Origin of the sequence: Embleya sp. AB8 (genome assembly GCF_049739465.1) — a bacterium.
Classification (GTDB): domain Bacteria; phylum Actinomycetota; class Actinomycetes; order Streptomycetales; family Streptomycetaceae; genus Embleya.
In genome coordinates this window covers 173,634-190,571 of sequence record NZ_JBMHHY010000020.1, presented here as the reverse complement: position 1 = coordinate 190,571, position 16,938 = coordinate 173,634, and the positions used below count along the sequence as shown (strand labels likewise).

12 protein-coding genes are annotated in these 16,938 nt (G+C 72.5%); 10 read left to right on the top strand and 2 right to left on the bottom strand.

Annotated features, from left to right (window positions below; all coding sequences use genetic code 11):
* Positions 1–175 precede the first annotated feature (175 nt).
* The 3 genes from ABIA38_RS28870 to ABIA38_RS28860 all read left to right on the top strand — a co-directional run bounded on the left by ABIA38_RS28870 (position 176) and on the right by ABIA38_RS28860 (position 4,232).
* Entirely contained in the window at positions 176–1,288 is a 1,113-nt protein-coding gene (locus ABIA38_RS28870; protein ID WP_424641784.1) for a DUF4192 domain-containing protein, read from the top strand.
* A 133-nt stretch (positions 1,289–1,421) separates the two neighbouring features.
* The gene (locus ABIA38_RS28865) at positions 1,422–3,371 is read left to right on the top strand and encodes a glycogen debranching N-terminal domain-containing protein (RefSeq protein ID WP_424641783.1); all 1,950 of its coding nucleotides are present in this window, start codon (positions 1,422–1,424) and stop codon (positions 3,369–3,371) included.
* 153 nt (positions 3,372–3,524) lie between these two features.
* Entirely contained in the window at positions 3,525–4,232 is a 708-nt protein-coding gene (locus tag ABIA38_RS28860) for an NUDIX hydrolase (RefSeq protein ID WP_424641782.1), read from the top strand.
* A 76-nt stretch (positions 4,233–4,308) separates the two neighbouring features.
* Here ABIA38_RS28860 and ABIA38_RS28855 read toward each other — a convergent pair whose 3' ends face one another.
* On the bottom strand, positions 4,309–4,761 hold the full coding sequence (locus ABIA38_RS28855; RefSeq protein ID WP_424641781.1) for a hypothetical protein: 453 nt from the start codon (positions 4,759–4,761) through the stop codon (positions 4,309–4,311).
* 187 nt (positions 4,762–4,948) lie between these two features.
* Between ABIA38_RS28855 and ABIA38_RS28850 the strand changes: the two genes are divergently transcribed.
* The 6 genes from ABIA38_RS28850 to ABIA38_RS28825 all read left to right on the top strand — a co-directional run bounded on the left by ABIA38_RS28850 (position 4,949) and on the right by ABIA38_RS28825 (position 13,828).
* The gene (locus tag ABIA38_RS28850) at positions 4,949–7,282 is read left to right on the top strand and encodes an ATP-binding cassette domain-containing protein (RefSeq protein ID WP_424641780.1); all 2,334 of its coding nucleotides are present in this window, start codon (positions 4,949–4,951) and stop codon (positions 7,280–7,282) included.
* The gene (locus tag ABIA38_RS28845; RefSeq protein ID WP_424641779.1) at positions 7,279–8,037 is read left to right on the top strand and encodes a hypothetical protein; all 759 of its coding nucleotides are present in this window, start codon (positions 7,279–7,281) and stop codon (positions 8,035–8,037) included. Before ABIA38_RS28850 ends, ABIA38_RS28845 begins: the two co-directional genes overlap by 4 nt.
* A gap of 150 nt (positions 8,038–8,187) precedes the next feature.
* Positions 8,188–9,042: a FadR/GntR family transcriptional regulator gene (locus ABIA38_RS28840; protein WP_360312855.1), complete on the top strand. Its 855-nt coding sequence runs from the start codon at positions 8,188–8,190 to the stop codon at positions 9,040–9,042.
* A gap of 226 nt (positions 9,043–9,268) precedes the next feature.
* Entirely contained in the window at positions 9,269–10,924 is a 1,656-nt protein-coding gene (locus ABIA38_RS28835; RefSeq protein ID WP_424641778.1) for a SpoIIE family protein phosphatase, read from the top strand.
* 257 nt (positions 10,925–11,181) lie between these two features.
* Positions 11,182–12,810, top strand: coding sequence for an RNA polymerase sigma factor (locus ABIA38_RS28830; protein ID WP_424641777.1), 1,629 nt, complete (start codon positions 11,182–11,184; stop codon positions 12,808–12,810).
* A gap of 163 nt (positions 12,811–12,973) precedes the next feature.
* Positions 12,974–13,828 (top strand): S1 family peptidase, encoded by an 855-nt coding sequence (locus ABIA38_RS28825; RefSeq protein ID WP_424641815.1) that lies wholly within the window; start codon positions 12,974–12,976, stop codon positions 13,826–13,828.
* Between the two features lie 132 nt (positions 13,829–13,960).
* On the opposite strand, the gene ABIA38_RS28820 is transcribed toward ABIA38_RS28825, so the two are convergent.
* On the bottom strand, positions 13,961–14,191 hold the full coding sequence (locus ABIA38_RS28820; RefSeq protein ID WP_020555816.1) for a DUF7455 domain-containing protein: 231 nt from the start codon (positions 14,189–14,191) through the stop codon (positions 13,961–13,963).
* Positions 14,192–14,576: 385 nt separating this feature from the next.
* Here ABIA38_RS28820 and ABIA38_RS28815 point away from each other — a divergent pair, with 385 nt between their 5' ends.
* Positions 14,577–16,697 carry a DNA gyrase/topoisomerase IV subunit B gene (locus ABIA38_RS28815; protein ID WP_424641776.1) on the top strand — a complete coding sequence of 707 codons (2,121 nt, stop codon included), beginning with the start codon at positions 14,577–14,579 and terminating at the stop codon, positions 16,695–16,697.
* The last annotated feature ends 241 nt before the right edge of the window (positions 16,698–16,938 follow it).

The window sequence follows — 16,938 nt, the reverse complement described above, 5'->3', positions numbered from 1 at the left end:
TCGACGACCTGCGCGGACCGGATCCGGGAGGTCGCCGACGAGGTCGCGCGTCGGGCGCGACGTGGACAGCCGGCGAACGGTGTTCCTGTCAAGGCGGGTAGGCACAGGGGCCGAGTTGTGCACAGCTCGACGGCTGGGGCCGGCCGCCGCCCGGGCCCGGGCGCAGGCTCGCGGCATGAACGACACCGACGGTTTCGACCGCACACCCTTCACGGCGATGTCCCCGCAGTCCGTCCTGCGGGTGCGTTCGCCCGCGGATCTGGTGGAGGCCGTGCCGTATCTGATCGGGGTGCGGCCCACGGACAGCGTGGTGCTGCTCGGCATCCTGCCCGGGGAGCGCTGCCGGGTCGGCCCGGTGCTGCGCCACGATCTGCCCGCGCCGGCCGACTTCGCGATCGCCGCCCGGCACTTCGCCCGCCTGCTGGTGCGCACGGGGGCTCGGGGGGTGGCGGTGGCGATATACCCGGACGGCGCCGTGGCGGGGGAGTCGGCGAAGCCGGCCGCGCCCGATTCGCCGGGCGAGGTCGGATCGGCGGTGGTCGAGCGGCTGCGGCCACTGCACGTGGCGATCGCCGGCGCCTGCGACCGGCACGGGATCGAGGTGCGCGAGGCGGTGTGCGTGACCACCGAACGCTGGTGGTCCTACGGCTGCACGGACACCCGGTGTTGCCCGCCCGAGGGCACGCCGCTGCGCACCGAGCGCAGCTCGACGGTCGCCGCCGCGGCGGTCTGGGCCGGGCTGCCCGAACCGGCCTCGCTGGCCGACCTGGTGCACCGGTTCCGACCGCCGGAGTATGCGATGCGCGAGCGGATACTGCGGGCCTACGCCGCCGTGCGGGCGGACCCCTCGGGCTTCGCGGTGCGGCCCACGCTGGCCGCGTTGGCCGGTCATCGGGCCCGATTTCGGGCCGGCGACACCGCATTGGCGCCGGACGAGGCGGCGCGGCTCGTGCTCGGGCTCGGCGACGCGCGGGTGCGCGACGAGGCGATGGCCTGGCACGGCGAGCTGCCGGGCAACACCGAGGACCTGGCCCTGCTCGCGCTGTGGACCGCGCTGGCCCGCCGGGCCTTCGCGCCCGCGTCCGCACCGCCGCTGACGCTGGCCGCCTGGGCGGCCTGGACGGTCGGCGACGGGGTGCTGGCCCGGGTCGCGGTGACCCGGGCGTTGCGCGCGGACGCCGACTACACGATGGCGCGGCTGCTGCATACGGCGATCAACAGCCCACTGAGCGCCGCCGAGGTGCGTCGGCGGATCTTCCGCGATGCCGTGACCAACCGGGCGCCATGACCGTTGGCCCTGGGACATGTCTTCGATCGGGCGGATCCGGGCCGGGGCGGGCCGGGCAGGGGTGGCTCCCGGGCGGTGTCGGCGGTGGGGCCGGATCCGCGCGGGATCGACGAGAAGGCGGGAGACGAGAGCGATGACCGTGGGTACGATCCCGCATCCCGTCGCGCACGACGCGCTCGTTTGCGTGGACGCGCCGGGCATGGCGATCAGCGGGCACGACGGGCAACTGCGCGGGGACGGCGTGCAGGGCATGTATCACGACGGGCGGCGCACCCTCTCGCGCAACGTGCTGACGATCGGCGGCATCGAGCCCGAACCGCTGTCCGGACACGTCGTCGCCGCGGGCACCGTGCGCTACCTGGCGATGCGCCGTTTCGCCGCGGACACCACGCCGGATCCCGCGCTGGTGGTCGAACGCACCCGGTTCGCCGACGGCCGGGAACGGATCGTGGTGCGCAACACCGGGCGCCGGCCGCTGTACTTCCCGGTCGAGTTGGCGCTCGGCGCCGACCTGGTCCCGCTGGACGCGCTGCGGGCCGGCCGGCGACCGGTCGAGTTGCCCGCCCGGGTCGCGGCGGCGGGCCTGGGCTGGACCGCGCCGGACGGGATGTCCGTGCGGGCCGCGGCCGAGCCCGCGCCGGACACGGCCCTGGCGGCCGGCGCGACGCTGCGCTGGGAGGTGGGTCTGGAACCGGCCCGTTCGTGGGCGGTCGAACTGCGTGTGTTCGCCGAGCCGGCCCCCGGGCGGGCGGGCCCGCGCGCGGTCTTCGGGCAGCCGCCGTGGACCGAGCCCCGGGTGCGCTGCGACGACGTGCGGGTGGCGGCCTGGGTCGACCAGGGGCTGCGCGATCTGCGGGCGCTGCTCGTGGTTCCCGATCCCGAGCTGTCGACCACGGTGCTTCCGGTGGTCGGCGCGCCGTGGCAGCTCGCCCCCGCCGGGCGCGACGCGCTGTGGACCGCGCGGATGTTGCTGCCGCTCGGCACCCGATTCGCGAGCGGGGTGTTACGGCTGCTCGCGGCGCGGCAGGGGGTCCGGTCCCTGCCGCGGCTCGGTGAGGACCACGGGCGGATCCCGCACACGTTGGGTCGACCCGGCGAGGGGGTGCGCTACGACTGCGCGGGTTCGACCGCGCTGTTCGTGACGCTGTTCGCCGAGGCGTGTCACTGGGGGCTGCCCGCCGCCGAGACCACCACCCTGCTGCCGGCGCTGGTCCGCGCGCTGGGGCATCTCTCGCGCACGTTCGGCGAGCGCTCGGGCGACCTCGTCCGGCTCGGTCCCGATGGGCCCGCGCCGTGCGAACTCCAGGCGCAGACCTACCAGGCCGCGCGGCACGGCGCGGACCTCCTGGACGCCCACGACCTGCCCGGTGGCGGCGCGCTGCGGGAGCGGGCCGAGCAGCTCGGGGCGGCCTTTCGGCGGGCGTTCCGGGCCGAGGACGCGGCGGGGGAGTACTACGCGGCGGCGCTCGACCCCGGCGGCCGGCCGATCCCGGTGGCCTCGTCGGCGATGGCCCACCTGCCCGCCAGCGGCATCCTGGACGACACCGGCAACCGGGCGGTGGCGCACCGGCTGACCGCGCCCGACCTGGACTGCGGCTGGGGCCTGCGGGGCAGCTCGGCCCGCACCCCCGGCTACCACCCGCTCGCGGCCCGCGGCGGCGTGGTGCGCACACACGACACGTGCGTGGCGGTGGCCGGATTGGCCGGCGCCGGTCACCTCGACGCCGCGCAACAACTGTTCGCCGGGTTGCTGGACGCCGCGCCCTGGTTCCAGTACCGAATGCCGGAGATGCACGCGGGCGAGCAGCGCGCCGAGGGCCACGCGCCGGTGGCCCATCCGCTGGCGTGCCGGCCGCTCGCGCGCGCGGCCGGGGCGATCCTGCCGGTCCTGGTGGCGTTCGCCGGGATCCGCCCGGATGTCCCGACCGGCCGGGTCACCGTGCGTCCGGGCGGGCCACTGGACCTGGGCGAACTCGAACTGCGCGACCTGCGGATCGGCGGCGAACCGTTCACCGTGCGGGTCAATCGGGCCGGCCAGGCGATCGTGGAGGCGGCGGCGGAGGGCCTGGAATTGGCGATCTGACGGGCGACCGGCGGGGGACCCGAGCGGCGAGGCCGAACCGGGCCGATCGGTGACGCGATGCCACCGACCGCGTGCGGTGGGTGGGCCGACGCTCCGGGATCGGTTTTATCGTCAGCCAGACAGCTAGTGGCCTCCGGGCACTAGGATCGCCCCATGCCGCGCTCCGAGACCTCGCTCTTTCCGCCTTTCGGAGTCACCGTGGATCTGGTCGTCCTCACGGTGCGCGAGCACGCTCTGAGTGCCTTGACCATCCGTCGGGGCGAACCACCGTTCCAGGGTGCCTGGGCGCTGCCCGGCGGCTTCGTGCGCGAGGGCGAGGGCCTGGAGGCCGCCGCGGTCCGCGAACTCGCCGAGGAGACCGGCCTGGACCGGCTGCCCGTGCACCTCGAACAACTCGCCACGTTCGGCGACCCGGGCCGTGATCCCCGGATGCGGGTGGTCAGCGTCGCCTATCTGGTGCTCGCCCCGGATCTGCCCGCCCCGCGCCCCGGCGGCGACGCGGCCGGCGCGCGCTGGTCCTCGGTCGGCGAACTGCTCGGCGACGGCAGTCGGCTCGCCTTCGACCACGGGCGGATCCTGGAAGACGGCGTGGAACGGGCCCGCTCCAAGATCGAATACTCCTCGCTGGCCGCCGCGTTCTGTCCCGAGGAGTTCACCGTGGGCGAGCTGCGCCGGGTCTACGAGGCGGTGTGGGGCGTGGCGCTCGACCCGCGCAACTTCCACCGCAAGGTCACCGGCACGCCCGACTTCCTGGTGCCCACGGGCGGTACCACCACACGACAGGGCGGCCGGCCCGCCCAGCTCTTCCGGCGCGGCTCGGCGGAGAAGCTCAATCCGCCGATGCTCAGGCCCGAGGCGTGACCCCCGGGCGATAGCCGCGGGGGTCCGAGGTTCGAGGTTCGAGGTCCAAAGGATGACCGGCCCGGCCCGGGGCCGGTCAGCCCTGGCCGCCGATGTCGAGTGCGACCGCGTCGTAGGCCAGCTGCGCGTCCCGGCTGCGATGGCGGACCAGGAGCGCGAGCAGATCCACCACCCGAGGCCGCAGCGACGGCCATCCGGCGGGATCCTGTGGTGCGTAGGCGATGCCCGCCACCAGGTCGTCGAGGAGCAGCCCGAGCCGGGTGTGTTCACCGCGCAGCCGCCACACCGTCTGCTCGAACCTGGGATCCGCGCGGCGCACCTCCTCGTAGAGACCGCCGGGACCTTCGGTGGCCGCGACGTGTTCGTAGAGATCGGCCCGCAACTGCCGCAGTCCCGCGCGCAGGGCGGCCACCCGGTGCGGGCCCGACCGGTCCTCCACCAGACCGTCACGGACGATCAACAACGCGTCGTCGAGGTCGCCCCGCCTGCGGCGCACGGCGTCCAGGACATCCGGATCGGGAAGAGACATGCCGACCTCCAGGGGCGTAATCGGCGGTATCTCGATGGTCCCCCCGGAGACGGCAACCTGTCCAGGTTCGATGGAATTTTCCGCAGCTCGCCGATATGCGTCAAATGCCGGGAAAATCATGGTTTCGTCGGTATGTTGCCAAAGATCCAAAGATCTCCCGAATCCGGGATGACCAGGAGCGATGGCGATGGCGATGATCCAGACACGTGCGCTGACCAAGAGATACGGCGGCATCGTGGCCGTCGACGACCTTTCCTTCGACGTACGCCCGGGGCAGGTGACGGCGCTGCTCGGGCCCAACGGCGCGGGCAAGTCGACCACACTGCGCCTGATGCTCGACCTCGAACGTGGTGGCGGCGAGACCCGCTACGACGGTCGGCGCTATCGCCGGCTGAGTCGGCCGGGGATCGAGGTCGGGGCCTGCGTCGGCCCGCCTGCGGCCCATCCGGGTCGGCGGGTGCGCGCGCATCTGAGGATGTTGGCGGCGGCGGGCCGGATCCCGGCGCGGCGGGTCGACGGGGTGCTGGACCTGGTCGGGCTGACCCCCGTGGCCGGTGCCCGGGTCCGGGTGCTCTCGGCGGGCGCGCTCGGGCGGCTCGCGCTGGCCTCGGCGCTGCTCGGCGACCCGGGCACGCTGATCCTGGACGAGCCGGCGACCGGGCTCGACCCGCAGGGGGTGCGGTGGCTGCGCGACTTCCTGCGCGCGTACGCGGCCGACGGCCGCACGGTCCTGGTCGCGGGCCACATCCTGGCCGAGACGGCGAACTGCGCGGACCGGGTCCTGGTGATCAGTCGGGGGCGGTTGGTCGCCGACGAGTCGGCGGCCGACTTCCGCCGGCGCGGGGCGGGCGAGGCGGTGTCGGTACGCACTCCGCAGGTGGCCCGGTTGTCCGCGCTGCTGCGGTCCGAGGGGGTACACACCACCCGCCCCGGCGGCACCACCCTGACCGCGATCGGCGCGGACCGCGCCCGGGTGGGTGAGATCGCCTTCCGCGGCGGCATCCTCCTGCACGAACTGCTGGACCGGCCCCCGGCCCTCGGCGACGCCTTCACGAACGCCCTCACTCGCACCCACGCCCGCCCCCAACCGACGCCCGAGGCCGAAGCCGACCCCGCGGCCACATCGGCTCCGAGGCCCACGCATCCGAGCGCCACATCCGCAGGTGACGCGCCCCTGCCGGACGCACAACCGACCGAGGTACTGGCGACCAGGCCGCTCGTGACCGACACAGGCTTGCCCCACGCACGGTCGACCGAGGCGCCGGCGACCGACGCACACCCGCCGGAGGCGCCGGCGACCGATGCGGAGCCGGCAGACGCGTGGCCGATCCGGGCACGGTCGACGGAGGGATGGGCGACCGGGGCACGGCAGACGGAGGTGCGGGCGAGCGACGTTCGGCCGATGGAAGCGCCGGCGACCGACGCGCTCGCGACCGATCCACGGTCGATGGACGCGTGGCCCGGCCACGCGCGGCGGACCAAGGTGCAGGCGACCGACGGGCGCCTGACGGGTGCGCAACCGACGGAGGCGCCGGCGACCGAGGCGCCGGCGACCGAGGCGCTCGCGAGCGACGCGGGCCCGACGGCCGCACGGTGGGCGGACGCATGCTCGGTCGAGGGACTGGCGACCGGTGTCCGCCGTACGACCGAGGTGCCGGCGAGCGACGCGGGCCCGACGGACGCACGACGGGCGGACGCACGCTCGGTCGAAGGACTGGCGACCGGCGCACGGCGCGCGACCGAACTGCCGGCGGGTGACGCGCGGCTCGCAGACGTATCGGCGGCCGAAGCGCAGGCGGGCGGCGCACGATCGACGAGCACGCGGCCGGCGGACGTAGCGTCGACCGAAGTGCTCACGACTGTTGTACCGCCTGCGGGCGCAGGGCCGGCGCACAGGTCGTCGGCCGAAGCGCCCGTGGTCGACGCGCGGTCGACGGAGGACGCGGCGGCCGACGTGTGGTCGGGCGGCGAACGGCCGGCGAGTGAAGTGTCGGAGAGCGAAGTGCGGTCGGCCGAGGCATGGTCGGCCGAGACGTGGTCGGCCGAGACGCGGGTGGCCGACCCCCGGCTCACCGACCCGCGACCGGCCGACCCGCGATCCCCCGACCTCCAACCCATCGACCTGCGATCTGCCGAAGCCCGACGTACCGACGCCCGACCGGCCGAGTTGCGGCCCGGCGGCTCGCGATCCACGGATCCCCGGCCTGCCGACGCGGGACCCCCCGACCCCAGACCCGCCGACCCGCGCCCCGTCGACGACGTCCAACCCGTCGATGCCCAACCCACCAACGCGCGGCTCGCCGATCCCCGACCCCCCGACCCCGGGTCCGTCGACGGGTGGCCCGGGGAGCCGCAGGCGGAAGGTGGGGTGGATGGTGGCTCTTCCGTGGAGGTGGCCGTCGTGGGGGAGGCGGGTCCGGAGGGTTCGGTCGAGGAGGCCGGTGGTCCGTTGCCTCGGCGGCGGCGGTTCGGGCGGACTTGGCGGGTCGGCGAGCGGAGTGACGAGGTGAAGAGCGCATGAGTGCGATTCGGTACGAGTTCGCCCGGGCGCGGAGTCTGCGGGCCACCTGGTGGGGTGCGCTCGGGCTGCTCGCGCTCGGTGCCGGGGCCACCTGGGTGGCGGTTCGCCAGGCCGGGGGTGTACCGATCGGGTCCGGTGCGGTGGCACACCTGGTCACGGCGGGGCCCGGACGCACCCCCGTACTGATCCCGGCGATCATGCTCGCGACCGCGCTCGCGTGTGCTCGGGAGCAGCGGCGGGACGTGCTGCCGACGCTGTTGCTCGCCCTGCCGCGGCGCAACCGGGTGTTCCTGGCCAAGGTCGTCGGCACCGCCCTCGCCGCCGCGCTGCTCGCCGTCCTCGCGGTGGCCGCGAACGTCGCCACCGCCCGCGCCGTGTTCGGCCCGACCTTCCCGGACAACGCGGCGTTGGCCGCCCCCGCGCCCCGCGTGCTGGCCGGATTCGTCGGCTACGTGGTGCTCGCCGCCCTGCTCGGCCTGGCCGTCGGCGTCCTCTCGCGCGGCGCGCCGCTGCTCGCGGTCGCCGCCGCGGCGCTGCCCGCGGGCGCCGAACGGCTGGTCGCGGCGGCCATTCGGGCCGGCGTCCCGGAGGCGCATCGGGACCTGGTCCGCTACCTTCCGTTCCGCGCCGCGGACCGGATGTTGGCGGTCTCCGGCGACGGCCTGTCCCCGCTCGTGGGCGCCGCGGTGCTCGGCGGCCTCACCCTCGGGTGCCTCGCCGTGGCAATGATCACCTTCGCCCGCCGGCGGGCGTGAGGGGGCCGGATGGACGTCACACTTTCGGACGATCGACCCGCAAGGTAGATCACCCTTTCGTGTGTTTTTCAGCCGAGAGCGGGTTTGCTGCTCAAGCCCGACCCGTTCGAGGCCGAGATGGAGAGCGTGAGTATCGCTGCCCATCAGACAATGACCCACGCCCCGGCGAGCGGCTCGGCCGACGCGTTCCGCGCCGGCGAGCCGGGCGCCGCCGGCACCGACCCGATGTCCCGCCGGCCGTACGTGTGGGACGGACCCGACCTCGAACCGGCCCGCGCCGTCCGCAAACCCGGCGTCGGCCGGGGCCGGGGCCTGCACGGCCAACTCGTCCAGCAGCTCGGCCAGATGATCGTCGCGGGCGAGGTGGGCGCCGAACGCCCGCTGGTGCCCGAGGAGATCGGCCAGCGCTTCGAGGTCTCCCGGACCGTGGTGCGCGAATCGCTCCGGGTCCTGGAGGCCAAGGGCCTGGTCAGTGCCCGGCCCAACGTGGGCACCCGGGTGCGCCCGGTGAGCGACTGGAACCTGCTCGATCCCGACGTGATCGAGTGGCGCGCCTGCGGCCCGCAGCGCGATTCGCAGCGCCGCGAACTGTTCGAACTGCGCTGGGGCATCGAGCCGCTGGCCGCGCACATGGCCGCGTGTCGCAACCACCCGGAGATCGTGCGCCGGCTCGGCGACGTCGTGGAGATCATGCAGCGGGCCGTCGCCCAGCCCGACCCGCTCACCTTCAGCCGCGCCGACGCCGAGTTCCACGGCCTGCTGCTCCAGGTCGCCGGCAACCGCATGCTCGACCACCTCGCGAGCATCCTGGCCGCCGCCCTCCAGGTCTCCGGCGGGCATGTGGCCGGTTGCGAGCACCTGTCCGAGGCGTCCGTGGCGCTGCACGCGCGCCTGGTCGACGCGGTCGCCGCCGGCGACGGCGAGAGCGCCGAGGCCGCCATGCGCTCGCTGCTCGCGGTGCATCCCGAGGTGGACCGGCAATTCCCCGCCCCCCGCGAGGGCTGACCGGCACTCGCGGACCAGCGCCATCCGAGCCCCGGGAGCACGCACGCATCGCCCCTTCGCCGACCCACCGCACGGGTCGACGAAGGGGCGCGCGTATGTCCGGACCCGCCCGCTTTCGCGGCGTACGGAGAGTTCGGGTCAATCCTCCCGGTGAGGGGGTTCGGCTGCGTACTCTCGATACCTGACTCGCCGGCCCGGAGTTGCCAACAGGTGGGGTTGTGAGGCAATGAACGACGACACAGTCGGAAGTGGGCGACCCGCGGACCTCGACGCCGCCCTGCTCGACACGTTGACCGACCAGGGCTCGACGGCGTTCGCCTTCTACGACCGGCAGTTGCGCTGTCGGCGGGTCAGCGGCGCGCTCGCCGGGCTGCACCGGCGCCCGGCCGAGGACCTGCTGGGCAGGCGCCCCACCGAGGTCTACCCGGCAGCGCGCGGCCGGCGGATCGAGGCGGTGGTGTCCCGGGTGTTGGCCTGCGGCGAGCCGTATGTCGAGCCGCACGCGACCGACCCCGACGGCACCGCGGACCCCGCCGAGCCGGCCGAGCCGGCCGACCGGACCGGCGCGGGCCGCGACGGCGGAGCCGAACGGGCGTACGAGTCACAGTGGTTGCCGGTGTGCGACCCCGGCGATCGAGGTGGCCCGGCGCTCGGCGTACTGCTGGTGGTGCGCGAGGTCACCGAGCAGCGCCGGTGCGCGGAACTGCTGCGCGCCGGCCAGTGGCGCACCGCCAGGTTGCAGGCGATGACCGCGCGGATCGCCGGCGCGTTGAGCGTGCCCGAGGTCGCGGAGGCGGTCGGCGAACTCGGCACCGGCATCGCCGCCGCCCGCTCCGAGGCGTATCTGCTGGACGAGACCGCACCGGCCTATCCGTGGCCGAACGTGCCCGCGCAGCGCACCGGCGCGCGTCGGCGCGGCCTGCCCGCCGGCTGGTCGGCGGACCTGGTGGCCGCGGTCACCGACGGCATCGCGCGCTACACCTCGCAGGACGGCCCAGGCGGTGCGCGGGCGATCCTGCCGCTGATCGGCTCCGGCGCGCCGCTGGGTGTGCTGCGCTACACCTTCGACGACGGCCGCGCGTTCGAGCCGGACGACCGAATTTTTCTGGAGGCATTCGCCGGGCAGTGCGCGCTCGCGGTCGAGCGCTCCCGGCTCTACGAGCGCGAGCATCGCACCGCGGTCGCGCTGCAGCGCAGCCTGCTGCCGGAGCGGTTACCGGCGGTGCGCGGCGTCGAGTTCGGCTTTCGCTATCTGCCCGGCGCCCCCGACTTCGAGGTCGGCGGCGACTGGTATGACGTGTTCCAACTGCCCGACGGGCGGGTGGCGATCGTGGTCGGCGACGTGATCGGCAAGGGGCTGACCGCGGCGGCCGGCATGGGCCGGGTCCGCTCGGCGCTGCGCGCGCTGGCCTTCACCGATCCCGAGCCCGCCGCCGTACTCACCGGCCTGGACCGGCTGTTCACCGCGACCGAGGACGACGAGTCGCTGACCACGCTGGTCTACGCGGTGGTGGACCCGGCGACCGGCCTGCTCGACCTCGCCGACGCGGGGCATCTGCCGGTGGTGGTGGTCTCCGCCGACGGCAAGGCCCGACTCGTCGAGATCGGCGAGGAGTCCACCCCCCTGGGAGTGGCCGAACCACGCACCCAGCACACCATCCGGCTCGATCCCGGAGACATCCTGATCGGCTTCTCGGACGGGCTCGTGGAGACTCGCGGACGCGGCATCGACGAGGGCCTGGACGACCTGGTGGAGGTGGCCCGAGGGGCCAACGAGGGCTTGGAGGCGCTGCTCACCTGCACCCTCGACGGACTGCTCGGCGATCGCGATCGGGACGACGACGTGACCATCCTGGGGGTACGGATCACCGGGGACGGATGAGCCGGATCCCTCACACAGGGTGTGGCGCGCACCGCAAGGGGGAATCGTGTGAGCTGCGCCACCGAACGGGTGCGTAACACTTCGTCGCCTGGCCCGATGAGTACGAAGGTGGCAGCCGTTCGGGAATAGCAAAAAAGGCCGATGCGCTGACTCCAGTGCAACCGGTTTGCCGGAACCACGCTGTCCGCCCGAGTGTCGTTCGCTTGGCGGCGTTTGCCTGTTCGACAGGCCGTGACGCCGTCCAGATCGTCGAGAGGTTGTTTGTGTCGGCCAGCACATCCCGTTCGCTCCCGCCCGAGATCGCCGAATTCGTCAACGTGAAGTCGTTGATCGAGCGGGGTGAGGCCCAGGGGTACATCGCCAGCGACGAGGTGCGCCAGGCGTTCGAGGCCGACCAGATTCCGGCCACCCAGTGGAAGAACGTCCTGCGCAGCCTCAACCAGGTTCTCGACCAGGAGGGTGTGACCATCATGGTCAGTGCCGCGGACTCGGCGGCGCCCAAGCGCACCCGCAAGAGCGTGGCGGCCAAGAGCGTCGCCAAGCGGACCGCGACCAAGACCGTGGTCTCCAACCGGGCCGCCACCGCGGGCACCGTGACGGCCGACGCGGAGCCGGCGCCGGTCGCCGAGAGTATGCCGACTCCGCCGGTCGCCGCGGTCGTCCCGGCCGGCGAACCCGACGCCCCCGAAGCTCCGGTCGCCGCGGCGGCGCCGCGCAAGGCCGCCGCGAAGAAGGCCGCCGGCACCGCCAGGAAGGCCGCGGCCAAGCCCACCGCCGCCAAGCCCGCCGCCGCGAAGAAGGCCGCGCCCAAGAAGGCCGCCGGCAAGGCCGGCGAACCCGACGCGGACGCCGAGGAGTTGCCCGACGAGCCCGAGGTGGTCGTCGAGGACGCGGCGCCCGACGAGCCGGAGAGCAAGGGCTTCATCCTCTCCGACGACGAGGACGACGCCCCCGCACAGCAGGTCGCCGCCGCCGGGGCCACCGCCGACCCGGTCAAGGACTACCTCAAGCAGATCGGCAAGGTCCCGCTGCTCAACGCCGAGCAGGAGGTCAACCTGGCCAAGCGGATCGAGGCGGGCCTGTTCGCCGAGGACAAGCTCGGCTCCGGCGAGAAGCTCCAGCCCAAGCTGCGGATGGAACTGGAGATCATCGCCGAGGACGGTCGGCGGGCCAAGAACCACCTCCTGGAGGCCAACCTGCGCCTGGTGGTCTCGCTGGCCAAGCGCTACACCGGCCGCGGCATGCTCTTCCTGGACCTGATCCAGGAGGGCAACCTGGGGCTGATCCGGGCAGTGGAGAAGTTCGACTACACCAAGGGCTACAAGTTTTCCACGTATGCCACGTGGTGGATCCGTCAGGCGATCACCCGCGCGATGGCCGACCAGGCACGCACCATCCGGATCCCGGTGCACATGGTCGAAGTGATCAACAAGCTGGCCCGCGTCCAGCGCCAGATGCTCCAGGACCTGGGCCGCGAGCCCACCCCGGAGGAGCTGGCCAAGGAACTCGACATGACCCCCGAGAAGGTCATCGAGGTACAGAAGTACGGGCGCGAGCCGATCTCCTTGCACACCCCCCTCGGCGAGGACGGGGACAGCGAGTTCGGTGACCTGATCGAGGACTCCGAGGCGGTCGTGCCCGCCGACGCGGTCAGCTTCACCCTGCTCCAGGAGCAACTGCACTCGGTGCTCGACACACTCTCCGAGCGCGAGGCCGGCGTGGTGTCGATGCGCTTCGGGCTCACCGACGGCCAGCCCAAGACCCTCGACGAGATCGGCAAGGTCTACGGGGTCACCCGCGAGCGGATCCGGCAGATCGAGTCGAAGACCATGTCGAAGCTGCGCCACCCGTCCCGCTCCCAGGTGTTGCGCGACTACCTGGACTAGCGGCCGGCCGGCGTGCACCGCAAAAAGCCCCGGATACACCATCCGGGGCTTTCGCGTATGGGTTCACCGTCACGGTCACCCGTTCGCCCGGGCGAATGATTCCCGACCGCCACGCTGGGGCACCGGACTCTACCTGACGGTAGCCGGCGAGAGGTTCCCCATGATGGTGCGAGAGCCCGAGCGGAACAGGCGCAGCGATATCCGGCGATACACACGAGGTTCGACGGTCGCGTTGGTCGTGGCCGTGTTGGTTGCGGTGCTGACGGGGGCCACGCCCTCCGGGCCGCCGCGCGGGGTGGTCGGCGGGTCGCCCGCGGACACCGCGACATATCCGTGGACCGTGGCCCTGTCCAGTCGCGCCGAGTACGGCTCCGCGCGCTCGGGGCAGTTCTGCGGCGGCACGGTGATCGCACCGACGAAGGTGCTCACCGCCGCGCACTGCATGTTCGATCGCAACGGCAGACGCGACGACCGCCCGGATCTGAAGGTGATTCAGGGACGCACCGATCTGCGCACCACCCAGGGCCGCGAGGTCGTGGTCCGCACGGGGTACGTGAATCCGGGCTTCGATCCGACGGTGCTCTCCGGCGACTGGGCGGTGCTCACTCTCGGCGAGCCGTTGGCCACCGGCAGCGCCGAGTTGGTCGCCCAGGGCGCCGACGTCTACACGAGCGGAACGGCGTCGACCGTCATCGGGTGGGGTGACACCACGGGACGGGGCGACTACTCCCCGATGCTGCGGCAGGTCACCGTGCCGGTGGTGGCGGACGCGACCTGCCGCAGCGCCTACCCGGGTGGGCGGTTGGGGACCTACGACGCGAAGGCCATGGTGTGCGCCGGCCTGCCGCAGGGTGGCAAGGACGCGTGCAGCGCGGACAGCGGGGGGCCGCTGCTGATCGGCGGCCGGCTCGCCGGGATCGTGTCGTGGGGCGACGGCTGCGCGCTCGCGGGCAAACCCGGGGTCTACACCCGGGTCGCCGCGTTCGTCCGAGACATCCGGGATGCCGCCGGATTGTGAGGGATATCACGCGCCTTCCGGGCTCGGACCCTCCGGTGGGCGACAGTGACAGACGCCGATGGCGGCCACCTCGCGGTGACCGCCATCGGCGCGATGTCTGCTCGTCGGGATCTCAGAGGGTCGGCTGTCTGGTCAGTTGTCGTCGTCCGGTGCGGTAACGGGGACCGCCGTGAGGCGGTCGGTCTCGTCCTGTATCTCCACGGCCACCTTCCGAAGTTCCGGCTCGAACTTGCGGGCGTGGTGCGCACAGAACAGCAGTTCGCCGCCGCTGGAAAGGACTACCCGAAGGTAGGCCTGGGCGCCGCACCGATCACAACGGTCGGCGGCCGTCAACGGACTGGCGGGTGTCAGAACCGAATTCACGTCGCCTCTTCTCTACTCGACGAAGCCTTCATCGATGTCCAACATCAAATCAGCCTCGAACGTTCCCGGGGTGATCGTGTCATGTTCAACAGCTTCTCGGCACACCCCTTCTGCAACTCGTTCCTTGTGCATAGGACGTGCCCTGTGCGCGTACGGTTCATGCCGGCCACCCGATCGGGTGGTCGAAGATGTGTTCGGATGCCGGCTAGGATGCGGCGGCGAGCCGTCGCCGGGCTGTCTTCGGGCCCCGGTAGCCTTGCTCTCCGGCGCGACGAGGGTGATCACCGGGGCCGTCTGCGCGGGCCCGGGCACCGCGAGTGCGCCGCACGGATCGACGCGTGTGCGGCGATCCGACTACTCGACTACATGCGAGGAGTTGCACCGCGTGACCGCCCAGACGACCGCGCAGTCCACCGCGCTCCTGGTGGGCGAACCCGACCACTCGAACTACACCGCGCGGCATCTCCTCGTCCTCGAGGGTCTCGACGCGGTCCGCAAGCGGCCCGGCATGTACATCGGCTCCACCGACAGTCGGGGCCTGATGCACTGTCTGTGGGAGATCATCGACAACTCGGTGGACGAGGCCCTCGGCGGCTTCGGCGACCGGATCGAGGTGCTCCTGCACGCCGATGGCTCGGTGGAGGTTCGGGACAACGGTCGAGGTATCCCCGTCGACGTGGAGCCCAAGACCGGCCTGTCCGGTGTCGAGGTCGTGATGACCAAGCTGCACGCCGGCGGCAAGTTCGGCGGCGGTTCCTACGCCGCGTCCGGCGGCCTGCACGGGGTCGGCGCCTCCGTGGTCAACGCGCTGTCCGCCCGCCTCGACGTCGAGGTGGACCGCGGTGGGCACACCCACGCCATCTCGTTCCGTCGCGGTGTGCCCGGCGAGTTCGCCACCCTGGACGCCGACGCTCCGTTCAGTGCCGGTAACGGACTGCGTCGGATCAAGAAGATCGCCAAGGCCAAGACCGGCACCCGGGTGCGCTACTGGGCCGACCGGCAGATCTTCCTCAAGGACGCCGCGCTCGACCTCGAATCGTTGTACTCGCGGGCCCGGCAGACCGCGTTCCTGGTGCCCGGACTGACCATTGTTGTTCGCGATGAGCGCAATGGTGCGAATCCGGGCGAAGTGGACGAACAGCTCTTTCACTACTCCGGCGGGATCAGCGAGTTCTGCGAGTACCTCGCTCCCGACCGGGCGCTGTGCGACGTGCTGCGCTTCACCGGCTCCGGCACGTTCAAGGAAACCGTGCCCGTGCTCGACGAGCAGGGGCACATGGTGCCCACCGAGGTCCAGCGCGAGCTGGGCGTCGACGTGGCGCTGCGCTGGGGCACCGGCTACGACTCGACCCTGCGCTCCTTCGTCAACATCATCGCCACGCCCAAGGGCGGCACCCATGTCGCCGGCTTCGACCAGGCGCTCCGGCGCACGGTCAACGACGTGCTGCGCGCGACCAAACTGCTGCGCGTGGCCGAGGACGACATCACCAAGGACGACGCGACCGAGGGTCTGACCGCCGTGGTCACGGTGCGGCTGGCCGAGCCGCAGTTCGAGGGGCAGACCAAGGAGGTGCTGGGCACCTCGGCCGCCGCGCGGATCGTGCAGAACGTGGTGGCCAAGGAACTCAAGGCGTTCCTGACCTCCACCGCCCGTGACCACAAGGCCCAGTCCCGCGCCGTCCTGGAGAAGGTCGTCTCCGCGGCCCGCACCCGGATCGCCGCCCGGCAACACAAGGAGGCCCAGCGGCGCAAGACCGCCCTGGAGACCTCGGCGCTGCCCGCCAAGCTGGCCGACTGCCGCAGCGACGACGTCGAGCGCAGCGAACTGTTCATCGTCGAGGGCGACTCGGCGCTCGGCACCGCCAAGCTGGCCCGCAACTCGGAGTTCCAGGCGCTGCTGCCGATTCGGGGCAAGATCCTGAACGTGCAGAAGGCGTCCGTGTCGGACATGCTCAAGAACGCCGAGTGCGCCGCGATCATCCAGGTGATAGGGGCGGGTTCGGGGCGCACGTTCGACATCGACCAGGCCCGCTACGGCAAGATCATCTTCATGGCGGACGCCGACGTCGACGGCTCGCACATCCGCATTCTGTTGTTGACCCTCTTCCAGCGCTACATGCGTCCGATGGTCGAGGCGGGGCGGGTGTTCGCGGCCGTGCCGCCGTTGCACCGGATCGAGCTGTCGCGCCCCAAGAAGGGCCAGGAGAAGTACGTCTACACGTACTCGGACGCCGAGCTGAAGAGCACGCTGCTCGAGTATCAGCGCAAAGGCATCGCCTGGAAGGACCCGATCCAGCGGTACAAGGGTCTGGGCGAGATGGACGCCGATCAGCTCGCGGAGACCACGGTCGACCCCCGGCATCGCACGCTGCGTCGGATCAACCTCGGCAACCTGGAGGCGGCCGAGCGGGTCTTCGACCTGCTGATGGGCAACGAGGTGGCGCCGCGCAAGGAGTTCATCACCAACTCCGCCTCGCTGCTGGATCGTTCGCGGATCGACGCCTGACCGCGGCGGAGCCGCGCACGCGTACCGACGCCGGGCCCGGCGGGATTCGTCCCGTCGGGCCCGGCGTTTTTCATGATCGGGACATCAGGGCCAAACAGTCCGGATATCTGCGATAGAAGGACGAATGTCACTCATTGGCGTGTGACCCACCCGTCTCCCGTATCGGGAGGGCGCGAATCCTCGTTGGCCAAACGATTCCACGACGCATGGCGGAGCCAGGGCTGCGGACGTGCCGGCGATT